We start from the raw sequence: 26803 nt of genomic DNA, 5'->3' as shown, positions 1-26803 counted from the left end.
TCCGTCGGAGCGGGTTTGGGAAAGCGACTGTCAGTGAGGATGGCGGCGGGCCGGAGGATCGGCAAGCGGGCCGGAAGGCGGTGGCGCCTAGCCCATCAGCGACACATGCGCCGCGACGATCCGCCAGCCCTCCGGCATGCGGACCCAGGTGTGGCTCTGCCGCCCGACGCGCTCGGTGGAGGGGCGGGTGAACTCGGTGTTGGCGGTCGCCATGTCGCGGCCATAGGTGGTGATGACGGTGTTGCGCAGGCTCCGGTCCAGCCCCGCCGCCGGGCGGCCCTGGCGGAAGGCGGCGATGGCGTCGTAGCCGTACAAATTCTCGCCCACGCCGTAGCGCAGGGTCGCCGGGTGGTTCCAGAACAGCTCGTCCAGAACCGCCACGTCGTTGCCGGTCAGCGCGCGCTCGTAGCGCTCGAAGGCGGCGGTGACCTCGGCCACCACCTCGGGGATGTTGATCTCAAGCGTCATGCAAAGAGGTCCTCGGCGATGGCGAGAAGCGCGGAGTCGCTGCCGCGCGGGCCGATGAGCGACAGGCCGAGCGGGCAGCCCTGGAGCCGCGCTGCGGGAATGGAGAGTTGCGGCAGCCCGGCCAGACCGGCAGGGCAGAGGATCGCCAGCGCCCGTCCGCGCTCCGCGTCCACCGCCGCCCCTGAGGAGCCGCGCAGCGGCGCGATGCCCGGCGCGCTGGGCAGGACGATCAGCCCGTCCGTCCCCAGCAGGTCGTCCATCCGCCGCCGGATGCCCTCCCGCGTCTGCGCCGCCGCGCGGGTCAGGGCGGGGTCGAGCGTGGCGGCCGCGGCGAAGCGGTCGCGCACGCCCGGTCCGAAGGTCGGCTTCGTCGCCGTGATCCAGGCGCCGTGCGCCGCCCAGGCCTCGGCGGCCTGGACCGTCTGGAAGACCGGACGCCATTGCTCCAGCCCCTCCGGGGCCAGCGTCACGGCGTCCACCGCCCCGAACCGCCCGCGCAGCCGCTCCACGGCCGGGGCGAGGGCGGATCGCACCGCCTCCCCGGCGATGGCGAAGGCGTCCTCGGCGACCAGCAGGCGGCGGAAGGCCGGATCGGGCCCCAGGGTGGACGACGGGGGCAGCAGCACCGCTCCGACGCGGCGGAGCAGCGACGCCTCCCAGGCAAACCAGCCCACCGTGTCGAAGCTCGGCGCCAAGGGAACGGAGCCGTCCAGCGGAACCGCCCCATGGCTGGGCCGGATGCCGTAGAGGCCGCAATAGCTCGCCGGCAGGCGGATCGACCCGCCGGTGTCGGTCCCGATGGCGAAGTCCACCGCCCCGCCCGCCACCGCCGCGGCCGACCCGCTGGAGGAGCCGCCGGGAATGCGGCCGGGCGCCTTCGGGTTCTCCGGCGTGCCGTAATGGGCGTTCTCGCCGGCCAGGCTCCAGGCCAACTCGTCGGTCAGCGTCTTGCCGGCGACGCGCGCCCCGGCATCGAGCAGCCGCTGCACGGCGGGCGCGGTCTCCCGCGGGACCTCGTGGGTGCGCAGCCAGTCCGGGTTGCCGGCCCCGGTGGGCAGGCCGGCGATGTGGAACAGGTCCTTCACCGCGAAGCGCAGCCCGGCCAGCGGGCCGCTTGCGGCTCCGGCGACCTCGGTCCGGCCGTAGGGGACGAAGGCGTTCAGGGGGTCGTTCGGCATGATGCGGTGGTCAATCTCACGTTCGGCAAACGGCACGGCAATCCCCTCTCCCGGGGCGGGAGAGGGTTTATCGGGAACGGCCGTGGTTGTCTTGCAGAGAGCGGCCGCCGAAGAGGCCACGCAGCCAGTCTTTCAGCATCACCCACAGCAGATTGCCTGCGTTCAGTTCCTTGGCGGGTTCGGGGGCGGACTCGGAAGCAGGTCCTAGGGCCGGAGCGGCCACCGCGTCCGAGGACGGAGCCACCGCCACCTCCGCCGCCGGTGCCGTGGCGGCGAGCCTGGCTTCCAGGTTGCGGGCGAACTCGGCGGTCAGGCGGTTGGCGATCTCCTGCACGATGGCGCCGCGGCTGAACTGGGCCAGAACGCCGGTCAGGGTGAAATCGACGGTCAGGTCGATCCGCGTCCCCGGCCCCTCCTCCACGACGGCGAAGGTCACGTCGGCCTTGGCCCGGGAGTTGTTCTTGGGGTCCGTGCCCTGGCCGTGGATGACGCCGGTGTGGGTCGCCTCGTCCATCGTCAGCGTGCCCTCGCCGGCGAAGGCGGCGGCGATGGGACCGAGCTTCACGCGCATCTGCCCGAAGATGCGGTCGCCCTCGCGCGGCTTGGTCAGCGAGGCGCCGGGCATGCAGGAAATCACCTGCTCGACATCGCCGAGCAGCGGCCAGACGCGGGCGCGCGGGAAATTGACGGCAAGGGTCTGGGTCATGGTCGGCATGGGCTTACCCCGCGTTCGTGTTGCGCGCGTCGATGACGCGGCGGATGGCGTTGACGATCCCGACATAGCCGGTGCAGCGGCACAGATTGCCGCTCATCGCCGTGCGGATCGCCGGGTTGTCGGCGTCCGGGCGGCGCAGCACCACGTCGCGCGCCGCCACCAGCATCCCCGGCGTGCAGAAGCCGCATTGCAGCCCGTGCTCGGCGGAGAAGGCCTCGCGCAGCTCCGTGGCGACGGGGTCGTCGTCCAGCCCCTCCACCGTAGTGACGGACCGCCCGTCGCAGGCCACCGCGAAGGTGATGCAGGAGCGCGCCGGCTCGCCGTCGATCAGGATGGTGCAGGCGCCGCACACGCCGTGCTCGCAGCCCAGATGGGTGCCGGTCAGCAGCTCCCGCTCGCGCAGGAAGTCGCCGAGATGCTGGCGCGGCGGCACGCTGGCCTCGACGCGCGTGCCGTTGACGGTCAGGGAAATGCTTTTGGCGTGGGCGCTCATGACATCACCTGCGCGATGGCGCGCTTCAGCGCGACGGTGTGGGTCCGAAGGGCGATGGGGTCGTCCGCGGCGGGGCTGCCGGCCAGATGCGCGGCCAGCGCCGCCTCGGTGCAGCCGCCCTCGAACAGGGCCGGGCCGTCGATCACCACCGGCTTGCCGGAGGTCGCCCCGGCGACGCAGCGCTGGACGCCGCGGGCCGGGTCGATCAGCACCGCCCCGGTGGCGTGGGAGAACTCGCCGGTCTTGCGGCAGACCTTGTAATAGCCCCAGCGCGCCCGGTCGGACAGGGCGGGCACATGGATTTCCGCGACGATCTCGCCCGGTTGCAGGGCCGTCTCGAAGACGCCCAGGATGAAATCGGTCATCGGCACGCTGCGCCGCCCGCCCGGGCCGGCGATCACCACGTCGGCGCCGAGCGCGGTCAGGACGTTCACCCAGTCCGCCGCCGGGTCGGCGTGGGCGAGGCTGCCGCCGATGGTGCCACGGTTGCGCACCGCGCGGTAGGCGATCACCGCCGCCACGCTGGGAAGCACGCCGCGCGTCACGTCCGGGTAGTCGCCGTCCTCCAGCCGCGCGTGGGTGACGCAGGCGCCGATGACCAGCCGGTCGCCCTCCTGGCGGATCGTTTGAAGCTCGGCGATGCGGGTGATGTCCACCAGCAGCTCCGGCTGGGCCAGCCGCAGGTTCAGCATGGGGCCGAGCGACTGGGAGCCGGCGACGGGCCGCACCATCACGTCCTCGCGGGACAGAAGTTCCAGCGCCGCGTCCAGCGTCGCCGGCTGGGCGTAGTCGAAATCGACCGCCTTCATGCCGCACCCCGCTCGCCCGCAATGGCGGAGAGAATCACTTCGGGCGTCATCGGCGCGTTCGTCACGATGACTCCCAGCGGCTTCAGCGCGTCGTTGATGGCGTTGCAAATCGCCGCCGGCGGGGCGATGGCGCCGCCCTCGCCGATGCCCTTCACGCCGAACTCGGTGTAGGGCGAGGGGGTCAGCATGTGGATGATCCTTACGTGCGGGACCTCGGTGAAACCGGGGATCAGGTAATCCGCGAAGGTGGAGGCGAGCGGCTGGCCCTCCGCGTCGTAGGGCATACGCTCGTAGAGCGCGGTGCCGACGCCCTGGGCGACGCCGCCGTAGATCTGGCCGTCGACGACCATCGGGTTGACCATGGTCCCGGCGTCCTCGACCACCACGTAATCGAGAATCTCGACCTGCCCGATCTCCGGGTCCACGGCCACCGCCACGGCGTGGGTGGCGTAGGAGAAGGTGCCGTGGTCGCTGCCCGGCTTGTAGCCGGCGGTGACCTCCAGCCCGCCGCGGTCCACGTCGGCGGGAAGGAGCTGCGGCGCGCGGTACCAGGTGTGGGCGATCTCGCGGATGGTCACCGCGGCGGCCCCGGCCTTCACCGACCCGCCCTCCAGAACCACCCCGTCCGGCCCGGCCTGCATCAGGTGCGCGCCGATCTTGCGCAGCCGCTCGGCCAGCGTGCGGCAGGCGGTGGCGACGGCGCCGCCGGCCATGACCATGCTGCGCGACCCCCAGGTGCCCGTCGAATAGGGCGTCAGGCCGGTGTCGCCGTGCACCAGCTTGATCTTCTCCAGCGGGATGCCCAGCACCTCGTGGGCGACCTGGGCGAAGGTGGTCTCCATGCTCTGGCCGTGCGACTGCACGCCGACGCGCAGCTCCAGCCCGCCGTCCGGGGTGATGCGGGCCTGCGCCTGCTCGTGCCCCGGCACCATGGGGATGCCCCAGCCGTGATAGACGGCGGTGCCGTGGGCCGACTGCTCGCAATAGGTGGCGAAGCCGACGCCGATCAGACGCCCATCCGGCTCTCCCGCCTTTTGGCGGGCGCGCCAGCCCTCAAGCTCGATGGCGGCGACGGCGCGGCGGACGGATTCCGGATAGTCGCCGCTGTCGAAATGCTTCTTCGTCACGTTGTCGAAGGGCATCTTCTCCGGCGGGACGAGGTTTTCCAGCCGGACCTGCCACGGCTCCCGCCCCACGGCGTCGGCCACGGCGTCGATCATCTGCTCCATGGCGAAGCACACGCCGGTGCGCGCCACGCCGCGGTAGGGAACGATCGGCGGCTTGTTGGTGCAGACGGAGAAGGTGCGGCAGCGGTAATGGGCGAAGTCGTAGGGACCGGGCAGGATGCTGCCGACCTGCGCCGCCTCCAGGCAGGCCGAGAAGGGATAGACGGAGTAGGCCCCGGCATCGACCCAGGCGTCGGCCTCGATCCCCAGCAGCCGCCCGCGCGCGTCGGCGTAGGCGGTGATCTCGTAATGGTGCTCGCGGGCGTTGGCGGCGGCGACCAGATGCTCCCGCCGGTCCTCGGTCCAGCGGACGGGACGGTCGAGCCGCATGGCGATCCAGGCGGCCACGATCTCCTCCGGCTGGAGCAGGCCCTTCCAGCCAAAGCCGCCGCCGACGTCCGGCGCCACCACGCGGATCAGCCCCTGGTCGAGGTCCAGGCATTCCGACAGGCCAGCGCGCACGATGTGCGGCATCTGGGTCGAGGTGGTCAGGACGAGCTGCTCGACGTGGCGGTCCCAATGGGCGACCACGCCCTTGCCCTCCAGCGGCACCATGCACTGGCGCGCCGTGCGGATGGTCCGCGAGACCTTGACCGGGGCGGTGGCGGCGATCTCCGCGATGTTCCCGCCGACGTTGGTCTCCAGGAAGACGTTGTCCGGCCAGTGGTCGTGCACCTTCGGCGCGCCCGGCGTCACCGCCTCTAGCATGTCGGAATTCACCGGCAGCTCGGCGTAATCGACGAAGACAGACGCCGCGATGTCCTCGGCCTCGGCGCGGGTGGCAGCGACGCAGACGGCCACCGGCTCACCGACGAAGCGGACCTTGCCGTCGGCCAGCGCCGGCTGCTCCGACACCTTGAAGCCGGGCAGGCCCGACACGGCGCGGATCGGCTTGACGCCGCCCGCCGCCAAGTCCGCCCAGGTGAAGACGGCGCCGCGGTGCTCCTCCGGGATCTCGATGCCGGTGATGGTGGCGTGGGCGACCGGGCTGCGCACGAAGGCCAATTCCTTCATGCCGACCAGGGCGATGTCGCCGACGAAGCGGCCCCGCCCGCGCAGCAGCCGGTCGTCCTCCTTGCGGCGGACCCTGGCGCCGACGCCGGAACCGGCGCCCGATCCAGCGGTGCTAACCTCTCCCATTCCCTGACCCTCTCTTTTTTCTTAACCGCCCAGATAGGCGCGCTGGATGTGGTCGTTGGCGAGCATGGCCTGCCCGGTGCCCTGCTCCATCACCTGCCCGCTCTCCAGCAGGTAGGCGCGGTCGCACATGTCGAGCGCGGCGTAGGCGTTCTGCTCGACCATCAGCACGGTGGTCCCTTCCCGGCGGATGTCCGACACGATCTCGAAGGTGCGCTCCACGAGGTTGGGGGCGAGGCCCAGCGACGGCTCGTCGAACAGCACGATCTTCGGGCGCGACATCAGCGCCCGCGCGATGGCCAGCATCTGCTGCTCGCCGCCCGACATGGTGCCGGCGGGCTGGTTCAGCCGCTCCTTCAGGCGGGGGAAGCGGTCGAACAGCCGCTCCATGTCCTGGGCCACCGCCTGATAGTCGCGGCGCAGATAGGCGCCCATCTCCAGGTTCTCGCGCACGGTCAGGTGGGGGAAGACGCGCCGCCCCTCCGGACAGTGGGCCACACCCAGCGCCAGCACCGTGCGGGGTGCTGCGTTGCCGATCTCCCGCCCCTCGAAGGTGATGCGGCCCGAGGCCAGCGGCAGCAGGCCGCTGATGGCGCGCAGCGTGGTGGTCTTGCCGGCGCCGTTGGCGCCGATCAGCGTGACCAGCTCCCCTTCCTCCACCGTCAGCGAGACGTTGCGGAGCGCCGGAATCTGGCCGTAGCAGACGGTGATCCCCTCAACCTTTAGCATGCTTCACCCCCTGGCCCAGATAGGCCTGGATCACGTCCGGGTTGGCGCGGATGACCTCCGGCGGGCCTTCGGCGATGATGCGCCCGTGGTTCAGCACCACCACGCGGTCGGAGATGGTCATCACCATGCGCATGTCGTGCTCGACCAGCAGGATGGTCACGCCGCGGTCGCGGATGCGCTGGACGACGCCCATGAAGGCCTCCGTCTCCGACGGGTTCAGCCCGGCGGCGGGCTCGTCCAGCAGCAGCAGCTTCGGGTCGGCGGCCAGCGCGATGGCGATGCCGAGAAGCCGCTGCTCCCCGTAGGCGAGGTTGCCGGCCAGCTCGTCGGCGCGGTGCGACAGCCCGACGAAGGCCAGGATCTCGGCCACCGCCGCCCGCATCCGCTCCGTCTCCGCCCGCACGGAGGCGAGCCGCAGCAGCGCCCCCCAGGTCTCCGCCCGGCCCTGCCGGTGCATCCCGGTCAGCACGTTGTCGAAGACGGTGCAGCCGGCGAAGATGCTGGTGCGCTGGAAGGTGCGCACGACGCCCAGGCCGGCGATGCGGTTGGAGGACAGGCGGGTCAGGTCGGTGCCGCGGAACAGCACCTTGCCGCCGGTCGGCTTCAGGAAGCCGGTGATGACGTTGAAGGCCGTCGTCTTGCCCGCCCCGTTGGGGCCGATCAGGCTGACGATCTCCCCCTCCGGCACGGCGAAGCTCATCGAGGCGATGGCGATCAGGCCGCTGAAATGGACGGCGACCTCGCGCACCTCCAGAATCGGAGCGGCCAGGATCGGGGCGGCGGATTCGTCGAGGGCGAGGCTCATGCCGAGGTCTCCTTGCGCAGGCCCAGCGCCGTTCCGGCGACGCGCTTGCGGCGGCCGGCGAACCAGTTCTTCACCGCCGGGACGATGCCCTGCGGCAGGAAGAAGACGACCACGATCATGGCGACGCCGTAGATGATCCACTGCACCTCGGGCCGCGCCACCTCGCGCAGCACCTCGGGCAGGATGCCGAAGGCGAGGCCGCCGACGATCGGTCCGGCCAGCGTGCCCTTGCCGCCCGTCACCACCATGATGACCATGGTCACCGTGTAGATGAACATGAAGACGTCCGGATCGACGATGCGGATGTAGTGGGTGTAGAGCCCGCCCGCGGCCCCGGCCATGCCCGCCGCGATCACCGTGGCGACGACCAGATAGCGCGTCACGTCGATGCCGACCGAGCGCGCCAGCGACTCGTTCTCGCGCAGCGCCACCAGCGCCCGGCCGACCCGCGACTGCACCAGCCGCTGGATCACCAGGAAGCAGACCACCGCGACCGCCAGCACCAGAAGGTAATTGTATTCCTTCTTGTAGAGCGGGATCACCCCGTCCCACGGCAGCCAGACCGACAGCGGCGGGATGTTGTTCAGCGCCATCGGCCCCTCGGTCAGGTCCACCCAGTTCAGCGCGACCATGCGCATGACCTGGGCAAAGCTGATGGTGACGATGACGAAGTAGGCCCCGCGCACCCGGAAGGCGAGCTTGCCGATCAGGAAGCCGAACAACGCCGCCACCAGGATGCCGCCGAGGAAGGCGACCCACACCGGCTGCGGCCCCAGCACGAAGGGTTCCGCCCCGCCGAGATCGAGGTCGAAGCCCAGCGACAGCAGCGCGCTGGTGTAGGCCCCGATCCCGAAGAAGGCGATGTGGCCGAGGCTGAGCTGCCCGGTGTAGCCGAGCAGCAGGTTCAGGCTCATCGCCCCGATGATGAAGATGCCGGTCGAGGTCAGGACGTAGAGGATGTACTGGTCGCCCAGCCACAGCGGTCCGACCGCCATGACCAGGACGAACAGCCAGGGGAGGAGACGCGTCGTCATCCGATCCGCTCCTTCATGGCGAAGAGACCCTGGGGCCGCACGATCAGCACGGCGATGATGAGGATGAAGCCCATGGCGTCGCGGTAGCCCGACGACAGGTAGCCGGCGCCGAACTCCTCGGCGAGCGCCAGGACGAAGCCGCCGATGGTGGCGCCGGGGATGTTGCCCAACCCGCCCAGGATGACGATGGCGAAGGCCTTCAGCGCCACCAGATCGCCCATGGTCGGTGTGACCACGAAGATCGGGCCGAGCAGCGCCCCCGCCGTGGCGGCGAGGCCGGAGCCGAGCGCGAAGGTCAGCGTGTACATCAGCCCGCGGTTGACGCCCATCAGCGCCGCCGTGTCCGGGTCCTGGAAGGTGGCGCGCATGGCGACGCCCAGCTTGGTCCGGTTGATGAGCAGGTAGAAGCCGCCCAGCAGCAGCAGCGCCACGCCCAGGACGAACAGCCGGTTCATGCCCACCGACACCGACCCCAGCACCACCGGCTCGGTCGGGAAGGGGCTGGGCACGGACTTCGCGACACCGCCCCAGACCAGCTGCTCGCCGGCCTGCATGGCGATGCCGGCGCCGATCATCACCAGCATGGTGGTGTCGATGTCGGCACCCTTCAGCGGGCGCAGCAGCGTGAATTCGATCAGCGCGCCCAGCGCCATGCCCAACACGGCGGCCATCGCCAGGGACATGAAGAAGTTCAGTCCCATCATCCCGGCCAGCATGTAGGCCATGTAGGCGCCGAAGGTGTAAAGCTCGCCATGGGTGAAGTTGACCACGCGCATGATGCCGAAGATCAGCGTCAGGCCGATTCCCAGCAGCGCGTAGGTCCCCCCCAGGACCACGGCGTTCAAAAGGTGCTGCAGATGCGCTTCCACCGCGTGTCTCCATCCCTCGGTTTTCCCCTCTCCCCTCCGGGGAGAGGGTCAGGGTGAGGGGGTTGCGCGTTTGCCGGACGTGCCGCCACGGACATCCCCCTCACCCTCCCCGCGCCTGCGGCGCGGGTCCCCTCCCTCTCCCCGCTTTCGGCGGACCAAAGGTCCGCCTGTCGCGTCAGCGCAAACTTCGTTTGCGCGTGAGCGGGGGAGAGGGCGTTTGAAAGGAGGGCCTTACGGCATCGTCACCTTGCCGTCCTTCACCTGGACGACGTAGACGTTGGCCTCGTTCTGGCCGCTCTCCTTGCCCTCCGGGCCGTCCTTCTTGAAGGCGATGTCGCCGTTCACGCCGTCCAGCTTGACGGTCCACAGCGCGTCGCGGATGGCCTGCGGCTCGGCCTTGCCGGCCTTCTTGATGGCTTCCACGATGGTCATGATGCCGTCATAGCCGCGGTAGCCCTCGGTCAGGCCGGCGAAGTCGTAGCCCTTCTTGTTCCAGCCATCGACGAAGCTCTTGGCGACCGTCGGGTGCACCGCCTTCTCCGGGAACCAGGGGGCGAAGAACAGCGTGAAGTAGCCGCCATCCGCCGCCGCACCCGCCTGCGCGATGAGCTGGTCGGGGGAGGAGGAGCCGCCGTTGGTGATGATCCGGTGCGGCAGGCGCAACTCGGCCGCCTGCTTCAGGATCAGGGTGATCTGCTCGACGCCGGTGGTGACGAACAGCGTGTCGCCGCCCGACTGCTTGATGCTGGAAAGCTGGGCCGACAGGTCGGTGGCCTCCGGGGCCATCGTCTCGGTGACGCCGATCTTGACGCCCTTGGCCTGCAGCATCTTGCGGAACTCTTCCGCCGAGCCGCGGCCGAAGTCGTTGTTCACAGCCAGGAAATCGGCCTTCTGGATGGCCGGCTGGAAATGGTCCAGCTTCTCCGCGAAGGACTTGGCCTCCATGGCGGAGGTCGGGGCGATGCGGAACACCCAGGGGTTGCCGGAGGTGGTGATCTTGGTCGAGGAGGAGGTCTCCACCACCATCGGCACGCCGTACTCCACCAGCTTCGGCATCACCGCCAGGGTGAAGGTGGAGCTCCAGGCGCCCATCAGCACCGGGACCTTGTCGCGCACGATCAGCTTCTCGGCGGAGGCGACGGCCTCCTTCGGGTTGCTCTTGTTGTCCTCGATGATCAGCTGGATCTTCTTGCCGAGAACGCCGCCGTTGGCGTTCACGACCTCCTCCGCCACCCGCGCGCCGTTGGCGACGTAATTGCCCGACGCGGCGACCGCGCCGGTCAGCGGCTGGGTCACGCCGATCTTGATCGTCTCCTGCGCAAAGGCCACGCCCGGCGCCAGCAGCGCGGCGCTCAGCAGCAACGCCGTGGTCTTCATCGTCCGCATGTCGTCTAACCCCCTCTGTTCTTGATTGTGCCTTGGTTCGGCGGTCACCAGGCGGCGACCGCGCCATCGCTGCGGGGATCGGTCGCCCCCTCCAGCGTTCCGTCGGGATGGCGGACGATGGCGCCCGCATGCCCCATGGTGCTCGTGTACGGATCGAGCAGTTCGACCGCGTGCCCGGCGTCGCGCAGGGCGGCGACCAGGGCGGGGTCGAAGCGGCTTTCCAGCTTCAGCGTCACGCTGTCCTCGCCCCAGGTGCGGCCGAGCAGCCAGCGCGGCGCCGTGACGGCGGCCTGCAGGCCCTGCCCGAACATCGCGTAGCGGGAGAAGACGGCGGCCTGAGTCTGCGGCTGCCCCTCCCCGCCCATGGTGCCGTAGACCATGCTGCGCCCGTCGTCGAAGCGGGCCATCGCCGGGTTCAGCGTGTGGAAGGGCTTGCGGCCGGGCGCCAGCGCGTTCCAGCCATCCTCCGCCAGGCGGAAGGAAGCGCCGCGGTTCTGCCAGGTGATGCCGGTCTCCGGCAGGACGAGGCCGGAGCCGAATTCGAAATAGACGCTCTGGATCATGCTGACGGCGCGGCCCTGCCCGTCGATCACGCCCAGCCACACCGTGTCGCCGGGCTTCGCGACATGCGGCCAGGGCAGCGCGCGGGCGCGGTCGATGTTGGCGGCCAGCCCGTCCAGCACGGCGGCGTCGAGGAAGCTCTGCGCCTCCCGTCCCATGTAGGCCGGGTCGCCGACCTCGCGGTCGCGGACCAGGAAGGCCTGCTTGGTCGCCTCGATCAGCCCGTGGATGTGGTCGAAGCCCTCGCCCTCCGTCACGCCCAACCGGTCGAACAAAGCGAGGATCATCAGCGAGGCCAGACCCTGCGTCGGCGGCGGGTGGTTGAACAGCCGCGCCCCGCGCACGCCCACCGACAGGGCCGGCCGGCGGTGCGCCGCATGGGCCGCCAGATCGGCGGCGCCCACCGGCGAGCCGGCGCGCTCCAGATCCGCTGCGATGGATGCTGCGAGCGGCCCGCGGTAGAAGCTGTCCAGCCCCTCCGCCGCCAGCCGGCGCAGCGTGGCGGCCAGCGCCGGCTGCTTCAGCGTGGAGCCTTCCAGCGGCACGGCGCCGCCCGGCAGGAAGGTGTCCTTGAAGCCGGGGACGTCCTTCAACTCGTGCAGCTTCTGGCGGGTCAGCCTCTCCTGGCTGGCGGTGACCGGGATGCCCTGCTCGGCGTGGGCGATGGCCTCCTCCAGGATGCGGGCGAGCGGCAGCGGGTCGGCCCAGCCGGCGCTGACGGCCAGCGCCTCGCGCCAGCCGTCGATGGTGCCGGCGACCGTGTTCGCCGCCAGCGGCCCGCGCCAGGGCACGGTGGCGTGGCCGTGGCGCCGGTAGAGGTCGAGCGAGACGGCCTTGCCCGCCCCGCCGCAGGCGTCGATGGCGACGGGGTCGCGCCCCGGCTCGGCGATCAGCCAGAAGCCGTCGCCGCCGATGCCGGTCATGTGCGGGTAGACGACGGCCAGCGCCGCGGCGACGGCGACCGCCGCCTCGACGGCGGTGCCGCCGTCGCGCAGGATCTGGAGACCGGCCTGGCTGGCGAGATGATGCGGGGAGGTGACCATCCCCCGGCGGCTGCGCGGCGTGTTCAGCATGGGAACCTCAGGGAAGAAGGCCGTGGATCATCCGCGCCGCGGTCAGACCCAGGAACAGGGCGAAGACGCGGCGCAGGACGCGGGTGTCGAGGCTATGGGCGAGCCGCGCGCCGAGCGGCGCCATGGCCATGGAAGCTGGCAGGATCAGCGCCAGCCCCAGCAGATTGACGTAGCCCAAGCTGAAATCCGGGCGGCCCGGCACGTTCCAGCCGGTCAGCACGAAGCCCACCGTTCCCGGCACGCCGATGATGAAGCCGAGCGCCGCCGCCGTGCCGACCGCGCGGTGGATCGGGTAGCCGAACAGGGTCAGGATGGGGACGCTGAGCGTGCCGCCGCCGATGCCCATCATGGCGGACATCATGCCGATGCTGCCGGCCAGCCCCTGGCGCGGCGCGCCGCTCGGCAGGCCGTCGGCGATGCGCCACTCGGGCTTGCCGAACAGCATGTGCAGCGTGACCAGGACCGCCATCCCGGCAAACACCGCCGTCAACACCGGGCCGCGCACCACGCCGGCCACCGCCGTTCCCGCCAGCACGCCGAGGAAGATCGCCGGCCCCCAGGCGCGCAGCAGGTCGCCGTCGACGGCGCCGCGGCGCCGGTGGGCGCTCAGCGACGTCAGCGAGGTGGCGATGATGGTCGCGAGCGAGGTGCCGACCGCGACGTGCATGCGCACGGCCTCGTCCACGCCCAGCGCGGTGAACAGGTGATAGAGCACCGGCACGATCACGATGCCGCCGCCCACCCCCATCATGCCCGCCGCCAGCCCGGCGAAGCCGCCGGCCAGCAGCAGCCCGCCGCCGAGGATGGGAAGCTGCGGCACCGCCGCGATCCCCAGCCCGGTCACGGAATGCCCCGCCACAAATGCAGAAACCCTCTCATTTTTATGGATATCCGACTTTTTCCGTTGGTTTCCCCTCCCTTTGCGAACGCCGTGCCAACCGGCAGAACACTGCGCATTTCGGTTCGAAGGGAAGGAAGGCGCGGCGTGGCGCCAAGGCCGAAAATCGCCCTAATGTTGGGCAAACGGATTGACGGAGGGGCCACGCGGCCGCCGGAAAACGGCCAGCATCCATTTGAGAAAAAACAAATAATTGCGACTTCCGAGCGGGCCGGCCTTCCGCTTCATTCCTGCGCAACCTCTGCCTGCTGCGCGGGCATTCATCAGCATGCTGATGATATGATGATGCTCGTGAAGAGCCCGTGCATGCCCCGGCGCGGCGACGGCGGGCCGACCCAGGAGTCTCTGGAAACCCCTGATTTCCGCCTCGGCTTCTGTATTCGTGCACAAATTGGTGGCAGGGTGCCGTGCCGCGCCGCCGCACCGCGAATCATCAGCATACTGCGGAAAATTGGGCATCGACGGGCGGCGGCGCATGCCGTGGTATGCCGTATTGTGCGTATTTTGACCACCGAATGCCCAACGGACGGTCATTCGTCAGTATGCTGAAGTTTTGTGCGCCCTGCCGCCTCCCGCCCACCCTGGCATGACGCTTGCTGAAAGGACGGCCAGATAAAAATCAGCGCAAGAAGGTGGGTTATGTCAGAGACGCACACGTTCGACCTCGTGCTCCGCGGCGGACGGATTCTCGATCCGGCCAACGGGCTGGATCTGGTCGGCGATCTGGCGGTCGCGAAGGGCCGCATCGCGGCGGTCGCGGAACGGCTGCCCGACGATGCCGCCGACACCATCCTCGACGTGACCGGAAAGCTCGTGACGCCGGGCCTGATCGACACCCACGCGCATGTCTTCGAAAAGGTCACCGGGCGCTTCGGGCTGAACCCGGACATGGTGGGCGTGCGCTCCGGCGTGTCGACGCTGGTCGATCAGGGCGGGCCGAGCCTGATGACCCTGCCGGCCTTCCGCCGCTTCATCGCCGAGCCGGCGCGCTCGCGCACGCTGTGCTTCCTGTCGGCCTATCTGGTCGGCGGGCTGGAGGGGCACTATTACCCGCAGCTCTACCGTCCGGATTGCGTCGATGTGGACGCCACCATCCGCGTCGGGCGCGAGAACCGCGACATCGTGAAGGGCATCAAGGCCCACGCGGAGGTCGGCGGCGCCTCGCGCTGGGGCCTCGACGTCATCAAGCAGGCCAAGCGGATCGCCGACGGCATCGGCGTGCCGCTCTATGTCCATCTCGGCCAGCTCTGGCCGGAGGTCGAGGGCGGCGAGGCCGTCGATCCCGACATGCTGGTGGAGGAGCTGGTCCCGCTGCTGGATTCGCGGGACATCCTGGCCCATCCCTTCACCCGCCACCCTGGCGGCTTCATCTCAACCCGCACCGGCGAGGTGCATCCGGTCATCTACAAGGCGCTGGAGCGCGGGCTCACCGTGGACGTCGGCCACGGCTCGCACTTCAGCTTCGAGATGGCGCGGCGGACACTGGCGGCGGGCATCCTGCCCTACACGCTGGGCGCCGACCTGCACGGCTACAACGTGAAGGCCCCGGTCACGGGTGCCGGCGGCGACCGCGAGGCCAACCCCTTCTACGGCGTCGCCCCCTTCAGCCTGACCCACGCGATGACCGAGCTGCTGACCCTCGGCATGGCGCTGGGCGACGTTCTGAAGACGGTGACCAGCAACCCCGCCGCCATGCTGGGCATGGCCGACGAGATCGGCGCGCTGACTCCGGGCATGGCCGCCGACGTGGCGGTTCTGGAGGTCAAGGCCGGCCGCTGGCAGCTCAGCGACAACAGCGGCGAGCGGGTGACCGCGCCGGAGATGATCGTCCCGGCCTTCTCGCTGCGCGACGGCGTGGTGCAGGAGGTCGACAGCCCGCTGTTGCCGAAGCCGATTCCAGTGGCGGCGTAACGCGGCGGACTCGCCCCCACCCTAACCCTCCCCCGCTGGGCGGGGGAGGGGACAGTCTCCCTCCCCTGCGAAGCGGGGGAGGGCCGGGGTGGGGGCAGCGTCGGCACCCGAACACCCCCCATCCCACGAGGACTCCGCCCATGTCCGAAGCCGCGCTCGCCTTCTGGATGTTCGAGGTCCCGGCCCGCTGCCGCGATGCCGAGGGGCGGCGGCTGGGCAAGGCCCGCGCCCTGCTGCTCTCCCACCCGCAGCGCCAGCAGCGCATGATGCTGGAACTGGCGCACGACGCCCCGCTCGCCATGGGAAGCCGCATCGTCACAAGGCGCGCGGCCTTCCTGGTCGAGCGTTGCGAGGGCGAGTCCGGCTTCGGCTTCCGGCGCTACGCCGTGCGCTGCATCGGGACACGTCCGGCCTCGTGATAAAAACCGGGCGCGGCTGATCCACATCAAGGCGCCGGGCGCTCCGACGGCGAATATTAATCGAACGATTAATAACCCGCTTCGGAGACTCCCATGACCATCCCCGCCCCCGCGCCGCATGAGGGCCTGTGCGCGAAACTCCTGCGCAGCTGGCGCGGCGCGCGGTCCCTGGACGCGCTCCAGGCGCTGGCACCGCATGACCGCGACCGCGTGCTGGCTGACGCCGGCCTGACCGACCTGACCGCGCCGGCCGTGCTGCGCGCCGGTCATGTCGGCGCGCTGCTTCCCGCCGCGATGGCGCTGCACGGCGTCGACGGCGCCGCCGTGGAGCAGGACCGCCCCGACCTGCTGAACGATCTGCAGCGCGTCTGCGCGCTCTGCCGCGGCGCCCGCACCTGCCGCCAACTGCTGGCCGAAGGCTGCACGCAGCCGGAGCACGCCCGGCTCTGCCCCAACGCCGACACGCTCGACGCGCTCCGCTGAGGAGCGCGCCGGACACGGCGCCAAAACACAGCCGCAAAAAAATCCCCAACCGCCTTCGTCGGAAAAGCGATTGACAGCGCCGCGACGCGACCGTTAGCATCCCTGCATAATTAATTGGCCGTATAATAAAACACGGGAACGGTTGCCGCATCGGACGGCGCGCGTTCCTGCAACGGGCCGACGCGCCCACGCCGAGAGCGGCGGGGCGCCGACAGGGAATCGTCATTCGCCGTCATCGCGACATCACCGTCGAACGCGGAGGGAGAGATGAGAAACGTGGTACTGGGCGGCCTGCTGTTGACCGGCGTCGCCGCGTCGGTTCCGGCGCAGGCGCAGGACACGGTCAGGATCGGGCTGGTCCAGCCGCTGACCGGATCGGTCGCCTACAACGGCAAGTCCGTGGTGGAAGGCGCCCGGCTCGCCGTCGAGGAAATGAACGCCGCAGGCGGCGTCCTCGGCAAAAAGATCGAACTGATCGTCGAGGACGGCCAGTGTACGCCGGCCAACTCGGTCAACGCCGTCGAAAAGCTGGTGCAGAAGGACAAGGTCGTCACGCTGGTCGGCGCCTTCTGCAGCTCCGCCACCGCGGCGATCATGCCGGTGGCCCAGAAGTACAAGCTGCCGCTGATCACCGGCGTGTCGTCGAAGGCCAGCCTGACGGAGCAGGGCAACCCCTACTTCTTCCGCGCCGCCGAGACGGACGCGCTGATGGCGGAGGCCTTCGCCAAGATCCTCGCCAACGACCTGAAGCTGACCAAGGTCGCCTACATCGGCGTCAACGACGACTGGGGCCGCGGCGGGGTTGAGGAATTCTCCCGCGACCTGACGGCGCTGGGCGTCAAGACGGTGCTGACCGAGTATTTTGACCACGGCGCCACCGACTTCTTCACGCTGCTGACCAAGCTGCGCGCCGCCAAGCCGGACGGCGTGTTCGTCGCCGCGGAGACACAGGACGGCTCCATCCTGGTCAAGCAGATCCGCGAGATGGGGCTGGACACCAAGGTGTTCGGCGTCGGCTCCTGGGCCACCGCGGACTTCATCAACCTGACCGGCGAGGCCGCGGAGGGCATCCACGCCGCCGTCCCCTACGCCTCCAGCATGGACACCCCGCGCAACCAGACCTTCGTCCAGAAATACCAGGCGAAGTACGGCATCAAGCCCGGCAAGTACGGCGCCGCCGGCTACAACGCGCTGAACATCGCCGGGCAGGCCATCGCGCGGGCCGGCGGCACCGACGCCGAGGCCATCCGGGCGTCGCTCGCCAAGACCAGCTACGAGGCGCCGAACGGCGTCTACAAGTTCACCGACAAGGGCCAGGCCTACGGCTTCGACGCGGTGCTGGTGCGGATCGAGAAGGGCGAACCGAAGGTGATCGCCTCCACCCCGGTGGACGCGCCGCACTGACCGGCGAACGCCGCCAGGGCCATCGCATTTGGCCAAATAGCCCTCTCCCCTCTGGGGAGAGGGTGGCCCGGAGGGCCGGTGAGGGGGATGTGCAAGACGATACGTCCGGCAAAAGCACAACCCCCTCACCCTAACCCTCTCCCCAGAGGGGAGAGGGGACTTCAAATGCGATTGCCTTCGGCGCGCCCCGGTGATGGTCCCAACGGCACCGTTTGTGCGGGCCTGCTTTTGCGAGAACGTCATGGATCTCTTTCCGCAGTTCCTGGCCAACGGGCTGGTGATGGGCGTGTTCTACGCGCTCTCCGCCCTCGGCCTGACGCTGATCTTCGGCCTGATGCGCGTGGTCAACTTCGCCCATGGCGAATTCTACATGCTGGGCGGGGTCAGCGGCTGGTTCGTCACCAATTACCTGGGTCTCGACTTCTTCAGCGGCCTGATCGTGGTCGCCGCCTTCATGGCCGCCGTCGGCTGGCTGGTCGACCGCTTCCTGATCGAGCGGGTGCGCGGCCAGGGTGAGGAGCCGGGCATCCTGCTGACCATCGGCCTGTCGATCTTCCTGGTCAACGGCACGCTCCTGCTGGTCGGCCCGGCGCCCATGAAGGTGGCCGGCGCGGTGGCCGAAGGGCCGCTGTTCTTCGGCCCGATCGCGGTGACCAAGCTGCGCCTGCTGGCCGTGGGAGTGGGCATCGCGCTGATCGTCGGCGCCCATCTGCTGATCCGCCGGACCCGGCTGGGGGCCGCCATGCGCGCCACCTTCCAGGATCCGATGGCCGCCAGCCTCGCCGGCATCCGCACCGGCCACGTCTACGCCGCCACCTTCGCGCTGGGCTGCACGCTGGCCGCGCTGTCGGGGATGCTGCTGGCCTCCATCTACTCCGCCCAGGCGTCGGTCGGCGGGCTCATCAGCCTGAAGAGCTTCGTCGTGGTGATCCTCGGCGGCATGGGCAGCTTCGCCGGCGCCATTGCCGGGGGACTGCTGCTGGGCGTCGCCGAGGCGATGTGGGGCGGCTACGTCTCCATGGGCATGGTGGACGTCATCGGCTTCGTCCTGGTCATCCTGATCCTGCTGTTCCGGCCCCAGGGCCTGTTCTCGATCCGCACGGAAAGGGCCTGACATGACCCTGGAACGCAACATCCTCCTGGCCTTTCTGGCGGGGGCGGCGCTTCTGCCCTTCGCGGTGTCGGACCAGTACATCCTGCACCTCGCCATCATGGCGCTGTTCTACGCGGTGCTGGCGAGCAGCCTCAATCTGGTGGTCGGCTATGTCGGCGAGTTCTCGCTGGGCCACACCGCCTTCCTGGGCACCGGCGCCTACACGGCGGCGCTGCTGTCCACCCAGGCGGGGATGCCGATGTGGGTGACGATCCCGCTGGCCGGGCTGGTCTCCGCCGTCTTCGGCTTCGCCATCGGGGCGATCACGCTGCGTCTGCAAGGCCCCTATTTCGTGATCGTCACCCTGTCCTTCGCCGAGGTGCTGCGCATCGTCGCCAACAACTGGATCGCGGTGACCAACGGCCCGATGGGTCTGGCGGGCGTCGGCCAAAATCTCTTCGGAAACGTGGCCGTCACCGACAAGGCGGGCTTCTTCCTGATCGTGCTGGGCATCGCCGCGGTGGCGCTCTACCTCTCCTACCGCTTCGTCTATTCCAACGCCGGGCGGGCGGCGGTGGCGGTGCGCGAGAACCGCTACGTCGCGCAGTCCATCGGCGTCGATCCCTTCGGCACGGCCATGCAGGCCTTCGTCCTGGGCGCCTTCCTGGCCGGCTTGGCCGGGGGCTTCTACGCCCACTACATCTCCTTCGTCGGGCCGGAGGTGTTCCGCTTCGCCTTCATGGCGACGATGATCATCATGGTGCTGCTGGGCGGCAAGGGCACGCTGATCGGCCCGCTGGCCGGCGCCGTGATCGTGACGGTGCTGGAGGAATATCTGCGCGAGGTGCAGGAACTCCGCCTCACCCTGTTCGGGCTGATCGTCATGGCCATCGTCCTGTTCCTGCCCAACGGCCTGATGGGCTTCATCGCCCTGCGCCGCGAGCAGCAGGCCGCCAAGCCGACCCTCAACGCCGCGAAGGAGCGCACCGTATGACGGCGACCCCCGAGCCGGCCACCGAGCCGACCGCGAACCGGCAGCCGCTGCTGCGCGCCGACGACCTGACCATGACCTTCGGCGGCATCACCGCGGTCAAGGACTTCAGCTTCCACATCGAGCCCGGCGAGATCGTCGGCCTGATCGGCCCCAACGGCGCCGGCAAGACCACCTGCTTCAACATGCTGACCGGCTTCTACGCGCCGAGCAACGGACGGGTGCGCTTCAAGGGGCAGGACATCACCAACCGCAAGCCCCACGCCATCGCCCGGCTCGGCCTCGTCCGCAGCTTCCAGAAGACCAACGTCATGAAGCGGCTGACGGTCTTCGAGAATGTGCTGACCGGCCATTACATGGCGAGCCGGCAATCCCTCCTCGCCACCTTCTTCCCCGGCGAGGCGGTGCGCCGCGCCGAGCGCGAGGCGCGGGAGAGCGCCGCCGCCATCGTCGAGACAATGGGTCTGGCCCAGCGCATGAACGCCCCGGCGCACCTGCTGTCCTGCGGCGAGCTGCGCCTGCTGGAGGTCGCGGTGGCGCTGGCCGCCAAGCCCAGCCTGCTGATGCTCGACGAGCCCGCCGCCGGGCTGAACAGCCACGAGGCCGGGACCTTCGGCGCGGTGCTGAAGACGCTGATCGGGCGCAGCATCGACGCGCTGCTGATCGTGGAGCACAACATGGATCTGGTCATGTCGGTGTCCGACCGGATCGTCGTCCTCAACTTCGGCCGCAAGCTGGCCGAGGGCCGGCCGGCCGAAATCATTGAGAACCGGCAGGTCGCCGAAGCCTATCTCGGAAAGGCCGCCGCATGACGCTGCTCTCCGAATCCCCCTCGCCCTCCGCCATCGCGCAGGCCGCCGACGCGCCGGTCCTCGCCGTGGAGGGCTTGCACGTCGCCTACGGCTCCACCGCCGCGTTGCACGGCGTGTCGCTGGACGTGCGGGCCGGCGAGACGGTCGCCCTGATCGGTGCCAACGGTGCGGGCAAGAGCACCATCCTGCGGGCCATCTCCGGTCTGCTGAAGGCGCGCTCCGGCACCATCACCTGGAACGGCAAGTCCATCGCCAACCTGCCCGCCGACCGGATCGTCGCCGCCGGCATCGCCCACTGCCCGGAGGAACGGCACGTCTGGCCGAACATGACGGTGCAGGAGAACATCGCGCTCGGCGCCTATCTCTGCCGCTCGCGCGAGGAGGTGCAGCGGCGCATCGGCATGGCCTTCCACCGCTTCCCCCGCCTGCGCGAGCGGTCGCGCCAGATGGCCGGCACGCTCAGCGGCGGCGAACAGCAGATGCTCGCCATCGCCCGCGCGCTGATGTCGGAGCCGCGGCTGCTGATGCTGGACGAGCCCAGCCTCGGCCTCAGCCCGAAGATGGCCGACGAGGTGTTCGACGTGGTGCGCTCCGTCAACGCCCACGGCGTGACCGTCCTGCTGGTCGAGCAGAACATCCACAACGCGCTGGGCGTCGCCAGCCGCGCCTATGTGGTCAAGACGGGCCGCATCACCGCCAGCCGCCCCTCGGCGGAGTTGCGCGGCGATCCCGACCTGCTGCGCGCCTATCTGGGCGGTTGAGGCCGCCACACGGCGAATGGCCGTGTCACGAATAATTAAACGAACGACCGAACAATTCTCGGTCGCCGTCCTTCAGGAGGCAAGAGTGCGAACCAACATGCGAATTGGCATCGTCGGCGGCGGCATCGGCGGCGTCGCGCTGGCCGGCAGCCTGCTCCAGCGCGGCTTCGAGGTCCGCCTGTTCGAGCGGGCACCGGGCTTCGGCGAGATCGGCGCCGGCATCCAGATGACGCCGAACGCGGTGAAGGTCATCAAGTCGCTGGGGCTTCTCGACAAGATGCTGGCTGCCGGCTTCCTGCCGCAGTCGCTGGTCGGGCGCAACTGGCGCAGCGGGCGGGAGACCTTCCGCACGCCGCTGATCGAGACCTGCCCGGTGCTCTACGACGCGCCCTTCATCCACATCCACCGCGCCGACCTGCACGCCATCCTGGCCTCGCTGGTCCCGGACAGCGTCGCCAATTTCGGGGTGAGCTGCACCGGCGTCCGCCAGGACAAGAACTCGGCGGTCGCCAGCTTCAGCGACGGCAGCGAGTACGAGGCCGACCTGATCGTCGGCGCCGACGGCGTGCGCTCCGTCGTGCGCGCCGGCCTGTTCGGACCGGAGGCGCCGCGCTTCACCGGCCACATGTGCTACCGCGCCGTGGTGCCGACCGGCGGGGTCGTGGACTACGTCAGCCCCGACGCCTCCTTCTGGTTCGGGCCGCACAGCCACGTCGTGACCTACTACGTGCGCGGCGGCAAGGCCGTGAACATCGTGGCGGTCGCCGAAACCAAGGAGTGGGTGGAGGAGTCCTGGAACGCTCCCAGCAGCAAGGAGGAGATGCTCGGCGCCTTCCGCGGCTGGCACCGCAACGTGGAGACGCTCTTCAGCAAGGTGGACCAGGTCTACAAATGGGGCCTGTTCGACCGCGACCCGATGACGAGCTGGTCGAAGGGCCGCATCACGCTGATGGGCGACGCGGCGCACCCCATGCTGCCCTTCCTCTCGCAGGGGGCCGCCATGGCGATCGAGGACGCCTATGTGCTGGCCGAATCCCTGAAGGGGCACGGCGGCGACGTGGCCTCGGCGCTGCGCGACTACGAGGCGGAGCGGCTTCCCCGCACCAGCCGCGTCCAGCTGGAGGCGCGGGAGCGCGGGCGGACCTACCACCTGCCCTCCCCGCTGGCCCAGGCGAAGCGCGACTTCATGTACTGGCTCCGCGGCCTGTTCAACCCGCAGGCCACCGGCATCCAGGCCAACTGGGTCTACCAGTACGACGCCCGCGCCTTCCGCCCGAACCTCTCCGACAAGCCGCGCCTCGTGGCGTGATGCCTCCTCCCTAACCCTCCCCGCCAAGCAGGGGAGGGCCGGGGTGGGGGCCAGCCGCCGCAAGACCTCTCCAAGGACCGACCATGACCAACAAGACCTACCGCATCGGCCAGATCGTCCCCAGCTCCAACACGACCATGGAGACGGAAATCCCGGCGATGCTGACCGCCCACGCGCTGGCGCACGGCACCCGCTTCACCTTTCATTCCAGCCGCATGCGCATGAAGACGGTGAAGAAGGAGGAACTCGCCGCCATGGACGCCGAGTCCGACCGCTGCGCGCTGGAGCTGTCGGACGCCCGCGTCGACGTGCTGGGCTACGCCTGTCTCGTCGCCATCATGAGCATGGGCAAGGGCTACCACCGCGTCTCGCAGGAGCGGCTGCACGGGCGCACCGCGGAGAACGGCGGGACGGCCCCGGTCATCACCAGCGCCGGCGCGCTCGTCGACGGGCTGCATGTGGTGGGCGCCAAGCGCATCGCCCTGGTCGCCCCCTACATGAAGCCGCTGGCCCAGCTCGTCGTCGATTACATCGAGCATGAGGGCGTGCAGGTCGTCGACTGGCGCGCGCTGGAGATCCCCGACAATCTGGAGGTCGGACGCCACGACCCGTCCCGCCTGCCGGGAATCGTCGCGGGCATGGACACCACCGGGGTGGACGCCGTCGTGCTGTCGGCCTGCGTCCAGATGCCGTCGCTGCCCGCCATCGCGCAGGTCGAGGCGATGACCGGCAAGCCGGTGCTGAGCGCCGCCGTCGCCACCACCTACGCCAAGCTGAAGGCGCTGGGCCTGCCGACGCGCGTTCCCGGGGCCGGCGCCCTGCTCTCCGGCGCCTACTGAGCGGGGGAAACCATGACCAGCAGCACCTACCGCTACGGCGCGAACGTCCGCGCCAACGGCATCCGCCAGCATTACCTGCGCTACGGCGGCCAGGGGCGTCCGGTGGTGATTGTGCCGGGCATCACCAGCCCCGCCGTCACCTGGGGCTTCGTGGCGGAGCGCTTCGGGCGCAACTTTGACACCTACGTGCTCGACGTGCGCGGGCGCGGCCTGTCGGAGGCGTCGGACGCGCTCGATTACGGGCTGGACGCCATGGCCGCCGACGTGACGGCCTTCGCCGAGGCGTTGGGCCTGCGCGACTACGCGCTGGTCGGCCACTCCATGGGCGCCCGCATCGGCCTGCGCGCGGTCAGCCGCCATGGCGCCGCCCCGGCGCGGCTGGTCATGGTCGATCCGCCGGTCTCCGGACCGGGCCGCCGTCCCTACCCGGCGCAGTTGCCCTGGTACGTGGATTCCATCCGCCTCATGCGCGAGGGCGCCGACCTGGAGGCGATGCGGCCCTTCTGCCCGACCTGGACGGAGGAGCAGCTCCGGCTGCGCGCCGAATGGCTGCACACCTGCGACGAGCGGGCCATCGTCACCGCCTTCAACGACTTCCAGACCGACGATATCCACGCGGATTTCCCGCGCATCCCCTGCCCGGCCCTGCTGATCGCCGCCGGGCGCGGCGACGTGATCCGGCCCGAGGAGGAAGCGGAAATCCGCAAGCTCCAGCCCGAGCTGGCCGTCACCCGCGTCGAGGGGGCCGGCCACATGATCCCCTGGGACGACGAAGAGGGCTTCTACCGCGCCTTCGGCACCTTCCTCGGCACCGCCGTCTGACCGCCATTCAGGAAAGGGACACGCATCATGCCCGTCAGTGACGCCGATATGGTCCGCGCCTGGACCCATGTTCTGACCCTGTCGAAGCTGAAGCCGCAGGAGGTGGTCACCGTCCTGACCAGCGACAGCACCCATCCGCAGACCCTGCGCACCGCCCTGATCGCCGCCTCCACCCTGGGCGCGCGGGTCAACCGGCTGGATCTGCCGCCGGTCAACGCGGAGCACGCCCACAGCCGCGACAGCCTCGCTTATCTCGGCACCACCCCGCTGACTGGCAACCGCGCCGCCATGGCCGCGCTGAAGGAAAGCGATCTGGTGCTGGACCTGATGACGCTCCTCTTCTCGCCGGAGCAGATGGAGATCCTGGAGAGCGGCACCAAGATCCTGCTCGCCGTCGAACCGCCGGAGGTGCTGGTCCGCCTGCTGCCCAGCCTGGAGGACAAGGCGACGGTGGGCGAGGCGACGGCGCTGCTGAAGGCCGCGAAGGAGATGCACGTCACCTCGCGGGCCGGCACCGACCTGCGCCTGCCCATCGGGGAATTCCCGACGGTGCAGGAATACGGCTTCGTCGACGAGCCGGGCCGCTGGGACCATTGGCCGAGCGGCTTCGGCTTCACCTTCCCCAACGAGGGGCAGGCGAGCGGGCGGATCGTGCTCGACAAGGGCGACATCCTCCTGCCGATGAAGTCCTACCTGACCTCGCAGATCGAGATGACGGTGGAGAAGGGCTACGTCACCGCCATCACCGGCGGTTTGGACGCCGACCTGCTGAACGACTATATGGACGCCTTCGCCGACCCGGAGGCCTACGCCATCTCCCACATCGGCTGGGGCACGCAGAAGCGGGCACGCTGGTCGACGCTCGGTCTCTACGACCGGGAGCAGACGCTGGGCATGGACGCGCGGGCCTTCGCCGGGAACTTCCTGTTCTCGCTCGGCCCCAACAACGAGGCGGGCGGGTCGCGCACCACCGCCTGCCACATCGACATCCCCATGCGGAACTGCACCGTCAGCCTGGACGGGCGCGCGGTCGTCCGCGAGGGCAAGCTGCTCGCCGGAAAGGAATTGGCGCAATGAGTGTTGCGGAACAGGCCGTCTACGAGCGTCAGGGCTTCGGCCGGTCGCTGGGCATCCAGGGCCGGATCGGGCTGCTGATCGTCGATTTCGTCAACGGCTTCGCCGACCCGGCGGTGTTCGGTGGCGGCAACATCGCGCCGGCCATCGCCCGCACGGCGCAGGTGCTGGAGAAGGCCCGCGCCATGGGCTGGGCGGTCGCCCACAGCCGGATCGTCTACGCCGACGATGGGTCTGACGGGAACGTCTTCTCCATCAAGGTGCCGGGCATGCAGACCCTGACGGAGCATGCGCCCATCAGCGCCATCGTGCCGGAGCTGACCCCGGTGCCGGGGGAGCTGGTGGTGCGCAAGACGGTGCCCTCGGCCTTTTTCGGGACCGGGCTGGCGCCGTGGTTGACACAGCGCGGCGTCGAGACTCTTTTGATCGCCGGAGCGACGACGAGCGGCTGCGTGCGGGCCAGCGTGGTGGACGCCATGTGCCACGGCTTCCGTCCGGTCGTCATGGCCGATTGCGTGGGCGATCGCGCCCTGGCGCCGCACGAGGCCAACCTGTTCGACATCGGCCAGAAATACGGCGACGTGGTTCCGGCGGAGCGCGTTCTCGCCTTGTGAGACGCGGTCATGGTTGAAAAGAGGATCGGGCGTTGCACCATGTTAGACTTTCCATCCGAAGCGTGCCGCCGGGAGTGAGATGAGCCGACCGATGAGCAAAGTCCAGGACAGCGCGCCCGTCGCCGACACCGCGCCGGAGAGCGGCCCGGCGCGGGGCCGCCCCGCGCGCGGCCGCCGCGCCGGCCCGGGCCGTCCGGAGGGCACCAGCAACGTGCGCGACCAGATCCTGGACGCGGCGGAACTGGAGTTCGCCAACCTCGGCTACGCCGGCACCAGCCTGCGCAACGTCGCCGACCGGGCCGAGGTGACCCAGGCCCTCATCAGCTACTATTTCGGGTCCAAGCACGGGCTGTTCGAGGAGGTCTTCCTGCGCCGCGGCCGGAAGATCGCCGACGAGCGCATGGAGCGGCTGGAGGCGCTGCGCCGCGGCCCCGCACCGCCGCCGGTGCGCGACATCGTCTACGCCTTCCTGATGCCGGCGCTGGCCATGCGCGAGACGGAGGGGGGCCGCACCTTCATGCGGCTTCAGGCCCGGCTGCACACCGAGCCGCCGGAGATTTCCTACAAGCTGCGCAACGAGGCCTACGACGCCTCCACGCGCATCTTCGCCGCCGCGCTGAAGGAGGCGCTGCCGCATCTGTCGGAGCGGGACGTCTACTGGCGGATGACGCTGATGATCGGCGCCTATCTCTACGCCTTCTCCGACACCCACCGGCTGGAGGAGCTGGCGCCGGGCATCTGCAACCCCGGCGACCCGGACGAGATCATCACGGAGATCAGCAGCTTCGTCAGCGCCGGCATGCTTGCCCCGGTGCCGGACCCCGTGCGGGCGCCGGGACGGGGCAAGAGGGGGTAAAAAGCGATCGGGGTAAGTGGTTCCATCGAGCCCC

General features: G+C 69.8%; 27 protein-coding genes. 14 read left to right on the top strand and 13 right to left on the bottom strand.

What is annotated here, in order from left to right; all coding sequences use genetic code 11:
* Window positions 1-87: 87 nt before the first annotated feature.
* The 13 genes from hpxZ to AMK58_RS25965 all read right to left on the bottom strand — a co-directional run bounded on the left by hpxZ (window position 88) and on the right by AMK58_RS25965 (window position 13327).
* Complete coding sequence (gene hpxZ / locus AMK58_RS26025; protein WP_035682152.1) at window positions 88-468, bottom strand: oxalurate catabolism protein HpxZ; 381 nt, start codon at window positions 466-468, stop codon at window positions 88-90.
* Window positions 465-1646, bottom strand: coding sequence for an amidase (locus AMK58_RS26020; RefSeq protein ID WP_059399730.1), 1182 nt, complete (start codon window positions 1644-1646; stop codon window positions 465-467). The genes hpxZ and AMK58_RS26020 overlap by 4 nt, the downstream gene beginning before the upstream one ends.
* A 67-nt stretch (window positions 1647-1713) precedes the next feature.
* The gene (locus tag AMK58_RS31890; RefSeq protein ID WP_051140917.1) at window positions 1714-2361 is read right to left on the bottom strand and encodes an SRPBCC family protein; all 648 of its coding nucleotides are present in this window, start codon (window positions 2359-2361) and stop codon (window positions 1714-1716) included.
* 4 nt (window positions 2362-2365) lie between these two features.
* Window positions 2366-2854 (bottom strand): (2Fe-2S)-binding protein, encoded by a 489-nt coding sequence (locus AMK58_RS31885; protein WP_035682136.1) that lies wholly within the window; start codon window positions 2852-2854, stop codon window positions 2366-2368.
* The gene (locus AMK58_RS26005) at window positions 2851-3663 is read right to left on the bottom strand and encodes an FAD binding domain-containing protein (RefSeq protein WP_035682134.1); all 813 of its coding nucleotides are present in this window, start codon (window positions 3661-3663) and stop codon (window positions 2851-2853) included. Before AMK58_RS26005 ends, AMK58_RS31885 begins: the two co-directional genes overlap by 4 nt.
* Complete coding sequence (locus AMK58_RS26000; RefSeq protein WP_035682132.1) at window positions 3660-6029, bottom strand: xanthine dehydrogenase family protein molybdopterin-binding subunit; 2370 nt, start codon at window positions 6027-6029, stop codon at window positions 3660-3662. The genes AMK58_RS26005 and AMK58_RS26000 overlap by 4 nt, the downstream gene beginning before the upstream one ends.
* Before the next feature lie 21 nt (window positions 6030-6050).
* A complete protein-coding gene (locus tag AMK58_RS25995) occupies window positions 6051-6755 on the bottom strand; it encodes an ABC transporter ATP-binding protein (protein WP_035682130.1) in 705 nt (234 codons plus the stop codon).
* The gene (locus tag AMK58_RS25990) at window positions 6742-7560 is read right to left on the bottom strand and encodes an ABC transporter ATP-binding protein (protein WP_035682128.1); all 819 of its coding nucleotides are present in this window, start codon (window positions 7558-7560) and stop codon (window positions 6742-6744) included. The genes AMK58_RS25995 and AMK58_RS25990 overlap by 14 nt, the downstream gene beginning before the upstream one ends.
* Entirely contained in the window at window positions 7557-8594 is a 1038-nt protein-coding gene (locus AMK58_RS25985; RefSeq protein WP_035682125.1) for a branched-chain amino acid ABC transporter permease, read from the bottom strand. The genes AMK58_RS25990 and AMK58_RS25985 overlap by 4 nt, the downstream gene beginning before the upstream one ends.
* The gene (locus tag AMK58_RS25980) at window positions 8591-9463 is read right to left on the bottom strand and encodes a branched-chain amino acid ABC transporter permease (protein WP_035682121.1); all 873 of its coding nucleotides are present in this window, start codon (window positions 9461-9463) and stop codon (window positions 8591-8593) included. Before AMK58_RS25980 ends, AMK58_RS25985 begins: the two co-directional genes overlap by 4 nt.
* 231 nt (window positions 9464-9694) lie before the next feature.
* Window positions 9695-10849, bottom strand: coding sequence for an ABC transporter substrate-binding protein (locus tag AMK58_RS25975; protein WP_079285785.1), 1155 nt, complete (start codon window positions 10847-10849; stop codon window positions 9695-9697).
* Between the two features lie 44 nt (window positions 10850-10893).
* Window positions 10894-12483 (bottom strand): gamma-glutamyltransferase family protein, encoded by a 1590-nt coding sequence (locus tag AMK58_RS25970; RefSeq protein WP_059399640.1) that lies wholly within the window; start codon window positions 12481-12483, stop codon window positions 10894-10896.
* Window positions 12484-12490: 7 nt separating this feature from the next.
* Window positions 12491-13327: a sulfite exporter TauE/SafE family protein gene (locus AMK58_RS25965; RefSeq protein WP_079285786.1), complete on the bottom strand. Its 837-nt coding sequence runs from the start codon at window positions 13325-13327 to the stop codon at window positions 12491-12493.
* Window positions 13328-14020: 693 nt separating this feature from the next.
* On the opposite strand from AMK58_RS25965, the gene AMK58_RS25960 reads away from it, so the two are divergent.
* The 14 genes from AMK58_RS25960 (at window position 14021) to AMK58_RS25895 (ending at window position 26769) form a co-directional block, all read left to right on the top strand.
* Entirely contained in the window at window positions 14021-15292 is a 1272-nt protein-coding gene (locus AMK58_RS25960) for an amidohydrolase/deacetylase family metallohydrolase (RefSeq protein ID WP_035682975.1), read from the top strand.
* Window positions 15293-15432: 140 nt separating this feature from the next.
* A complete protein-coding gene (locus AMK58_RS25955) occupies window positions 15433-15711 on the top strand; it encodes a hypothetical protein (protein ID WP_035682977.1) in 279 nt (92 codons plus the stop codon).
* A gap of 93 nt (window positions 15712-15804) precedes the next feature.
* Window positions 15805-16194, top strand: coding sequence for a hypothetical protein (locus AMK58_RS25950; protein ID WP_035682980.1), 390 nt, complete (start codon window positions 15805-15807; stop codon window positions 16192-16194).
* Window positions 16195-16461: 267 nt separating this feature from the next.
* Window positions 16462-17598 carry an ABC transporter substrate-binding protein gene (locus AMK58_RS25945; protein WP_035682982.1) on the top strand — a complete coding sequence of 379 codons (1137 nt, stop codon included), beginning with the start codon at window positions 16462-16464 and terminating at the stop codon, window positions 17596-17598.
* 241 nt (window positions 17599-17839) lie between these two features.
* Window positions 17840-18712: a branched-chain amino acid ABC transporter permease gene (locus tag AMK58_RS25940; RefSeq protein ID WP_035682985.1), complete on the top strand. Its 873-nt coding sequence runs from the start codon at window positions 17840-17842 to the stop codon at window positions 18710-18712.
* Between the two features lies 1 nt (window position 18713).
* Window positions 18714-19685: a branched-chain amino acid ABC transporter permease gene (locus AMK58_RS25935; RefSeq protein WP_035682986.1), complete on the top strand. Its 972-nt coding sequence runs from the start codon at window positions 18714-18716 to the stop codon at window positions 19683-19685.
* The gene (locus tag AMK58_RS25930) at window positions 19682-20494 is read left to right on the top strand and encodes an ABC transporter ATP-binding protein (RefSeq protein ID WP_035682988.1); all 813 of its coding nucleotides are present in this window, start codon (window positions 19682-19684) and stop codon (window positions 20492-20494) included. Before AMK58_RS25935 ends, AMK58_RS25930 begins: the two co-directional genes overlap by 4 nt.
* Window positions 20491-21255, top strand: a complete 765-nt coding sequence (locus tag AMK58_RS25925) for an ABC transporter ATP-binding protein (protein ID WP_035682991.1) — start codon at window positions 20491-20493, stop codon at window positions 21253-21255. Before AMK58_RS25930 ends, AMK58_RS25925 begins: the two co-directional genes overlap by 4 nt.
* A gap of 85 nt (window positions 21256-21340) precedes the next feature.
* Window positions 21341-22564 (top strand): FAD-dependent monooxygenase, encoded by a 1224-nt coding sequence (locus tag AMK58_RS25920; protein ID WP_236778374.1) that lies wholly within the window; start codon window positions 21341-21343, stop codon window positions 22562-22564.
* A gap of 83 nt (window positions 22565-22647) precedes the next feature.
* Window positions 22648-23403: a maleate cis-trans isomerase family protein gene (locus AMK58_RS25915; RefSeq protein ID WP_035682994.1), complete on the top strand. Its 756-nt coding sequence runs from the start codon at window positions 22648-22650 to the stop codon at window positions 23401-23403.
* A gap of 12 nt (window positions 23404-23415) precedes the next feature.
* The gene (locus AMK58_RS25910; protein ID WP_035682997.1) at window positions 23416-24225 is read left to right on the top strand and encodes an alpha/beta fold hydrolase; all 810 of its coding nucleotides are present in this window, start codon (window positions 23416-23418) and stop codon (window positions 24223-24225) included.
* 27 nt (window positions 24226-24252) lie between these two features.
* Window positions 24253-25302, top strand: coding sequence for a 2,5-dihydroxypyridine 5,6-dioxygenase NicX family protein (locus AMK58_RS25905; RefSeq protein WP_035682999.1), 1050 nt, complete (start codon window positions 24253-24255; stop codon window positions 25300-25302).
* A complete protein-coding gene (locus AMK58_RS25900; protein WP_059399639.1) occupies window positions 25299-25913 on the top strand; it encodes an isochorismatase family protein in 615 nt (204 codons plus the stop codon). Before AMK58_RS25905 ends, AMK58_RS25900 begins: the two co-directional genes overlap by 4 nt.
* Before the next feature lie 91 nt (window positions 25914-26004).
* Entirely contained in the window at window positions 26005-26769 is a 765-nt protein-coding gene (locus AMK58_RS25895; protein WP_059399638.1) for a TetR/AcrR family transcriptional regulator, read from the top strand.
* Window positions 26770-26803: the final 34 nt, after the last annotated feature.

The sequence above is a fragment of the Azospirillum brasilense genome, from assembly GCF_001315015.1.
GTDB classification, from domain to species: Bacteria; Pseudomonadota; Alphaproteobacteria; order Azospirillales; family Azospirillaceae; genus Azospirillum; species Azospirillum brasilense.
Note: the sequence above shows the minus strand (reverse complement) of the source record. Positions and strands in the feature narration are given on the sequence as shown.

What these genes read in the sequence shown, in the direction of transcription:
- hpxZ (WP_035682152.1), bottom strand. Translation starts at nt 468, where the DNA reads ATGACGCTTGAGATCAACATCCCCGAGGTGGTGGCCGAGGTCACCGCC.
- AMK58_RS26020 (WP_059399730.1), bottom strand. Translation starts at nt 1,646, where the DNA reads ATGCCGAACGACCCCCTGAACGCCTTCGTCCCCTACGGCCGGACCGAG.
- AMK58_RS31890 (WP_051140917.1), bottom strand. Translation starts at nt 2,361, where the DNA reads ATGCCGACCATGACCCAGACCCTTGCCGTCAATTTCCCGCGCGCCCGC.
- AMK58_RS31885 (WP_035682136.1), bottom strand. Translation starts at nt 2,854, where the DNA reads ATGAGCGCCCACGCCAAAAGCATTTCCCTGACCGTCAACGGCACGCGC.
- AMK58_RS26005 (WP_035682134.1), bottom strand. Translation starts at nt 3,663, where the DNA reads ATGAAGGCGGTCGATTTCGACTACGCCCAGCCGGCGACGCTGGACGCG.
- AMK58_RS26000 (WP_035682132.1), bottom strand. Translation starts at nt 6,029, where the DNA reads ATGGGAGAGGTTAGCACCGCTGGATCGGGCGCCGGTTCCGGCGTCGGC.
- AMK58_RS25995 (WP_035682130.1), bottom strand. Translation starts at nt 6,755, where the DNA reads ATGCTAAAGGTTGAGGGGATCACCGTCTGCTACGGCCAGATTCCGGCG.
- AMK58_RS25990 (WP_035682128.1), bottom strand. Translation starts at nt 7,560, where the DNA reads ATGAGCCTCGCCCTCGACGAATCCGCCGCCCCGATCCTGGCCGCTCCG.
- AMK58_RS25985 (WP_035682125.1), bottom strand. Translation starts at nt 8,594, where the DNA reads ATGACGACGCGTCTCCTCCCCTGGCTGTTCGTCCTGGTCATGGCGGTC.
- AMK58_RS25975 (WP_079285785.1), bottom strand. Translation starts at nt 10,849, where the DNA reads ATGCGGACGATGAAGACCACGGCGTTGCTGCTGAGCGCCGCGCTGCTG.
- AMK58_RS25970 (WP_059399640.1), bottom strand. Translation starts at nt 12,483, where the DNA reads ATGCTGAACACGCCGCGCAGCCGCCGGGGGATGGTCACCTCCCCGCAT.
- AMK58_RS25960 (WP_035682975.1), top strand. Translation starts at nt 14,021, where the DNA reads ATGTCAGAGACGCACACGTTCGACCTCGTGCTCCGCGGCGGACGGATT.
- AMK58_RS25955 (WP_035682977.1), top strand. Translation starts at nt 15,433, where the DNA reads ATGTCCGAAGCCGCGCTCGCCTTCTGGATGTTCGAGGTCCCGGCCCGC.
- AMK58_RS25950 (WP_035682980.1), top strand. Translation starts at nt 15,805, where the DNA reads ATGACCATCCCCGCCCCCGCGCCGCATGAGGGCCTGTGCGCGAAACTC.
- AMK58_RS25945 (WP_035682982.1), top strand. Translation starts at nt 16,462, where the DNA reads ATGAGAAACGTGGTACTGGGCGGCCTGCTGTTGACCGGCGTCGCCGCG.
- AMK58_RS25940 (WP_035682985.1), top strand. Translation starts at nt 17,840, where the DNA reads ATGGATCTCTTTCCGCAGTTCCTGGCCAACGGGCTGGTGATGGGCGTG.
- AMK58_RS25935 (WP_035682986.1), top strand. Translation starts at nt 18,714, where the DNA reads ATGACCCTGGAACGCAACATCCTCCTGGCCTTTCTGGCGGGGGCGGCG.
- AMK58_RS25930 (WP_035682988.1), top strand. Translation starts at nt 19,682, where the DNA reads ATGACGGCGACCCCCGAGCCGGCCACCGAGCCGACCGCGAACCGGCAG.
- AMK58_RS25925 (WP_035682991.1), top strand. Translation starts at nt 20,491, where the DNA reads ATGACGCTGCTCTCCGAATCCCCCTCGCCCTCCGCCATCGCGCAGGCC.
- AMK58_RS25915 (WP_035682994.1), top strand. Translation starts at nt 22,648, where the DNA reads ATGACCAACAAGACCTACCGCATCGGCCAGATCGTCCCCAGCTCCAAC.
- AMK58_RS25910 (WP_035682997.1), top strand. Translation starts at nt 23,416, where the DNA reads ATGACCAGCAGCACCTACCGCTACGGCGCGAACGTCCGCGCCAACGGC.
- AMK58_RS25905 (WP_035682999.1), top strand. Translation starts at nt 24,253, where the DNA reads ATGCCCGTCAGTGACGCCGATATGGTCCGCGCCTGGACCCATGTTCTG.
- AMK58_RS25900 (WP_059399639.1), top strand. Translation starts at nt 25,299, where the DNA reads ATGAGTGTTGCGGAACAGGCCGTCTACGAGCGTCAGGGCTTCGGCCGG.
- AMK58_RS25895 (WP_059399638.1), top strand. Translation starts at nt 26,005, where the DNA reads ATGAGCAAAGTCCAGGACAGCGCGCCCGTCGCCGACACCGCGCCGGAG.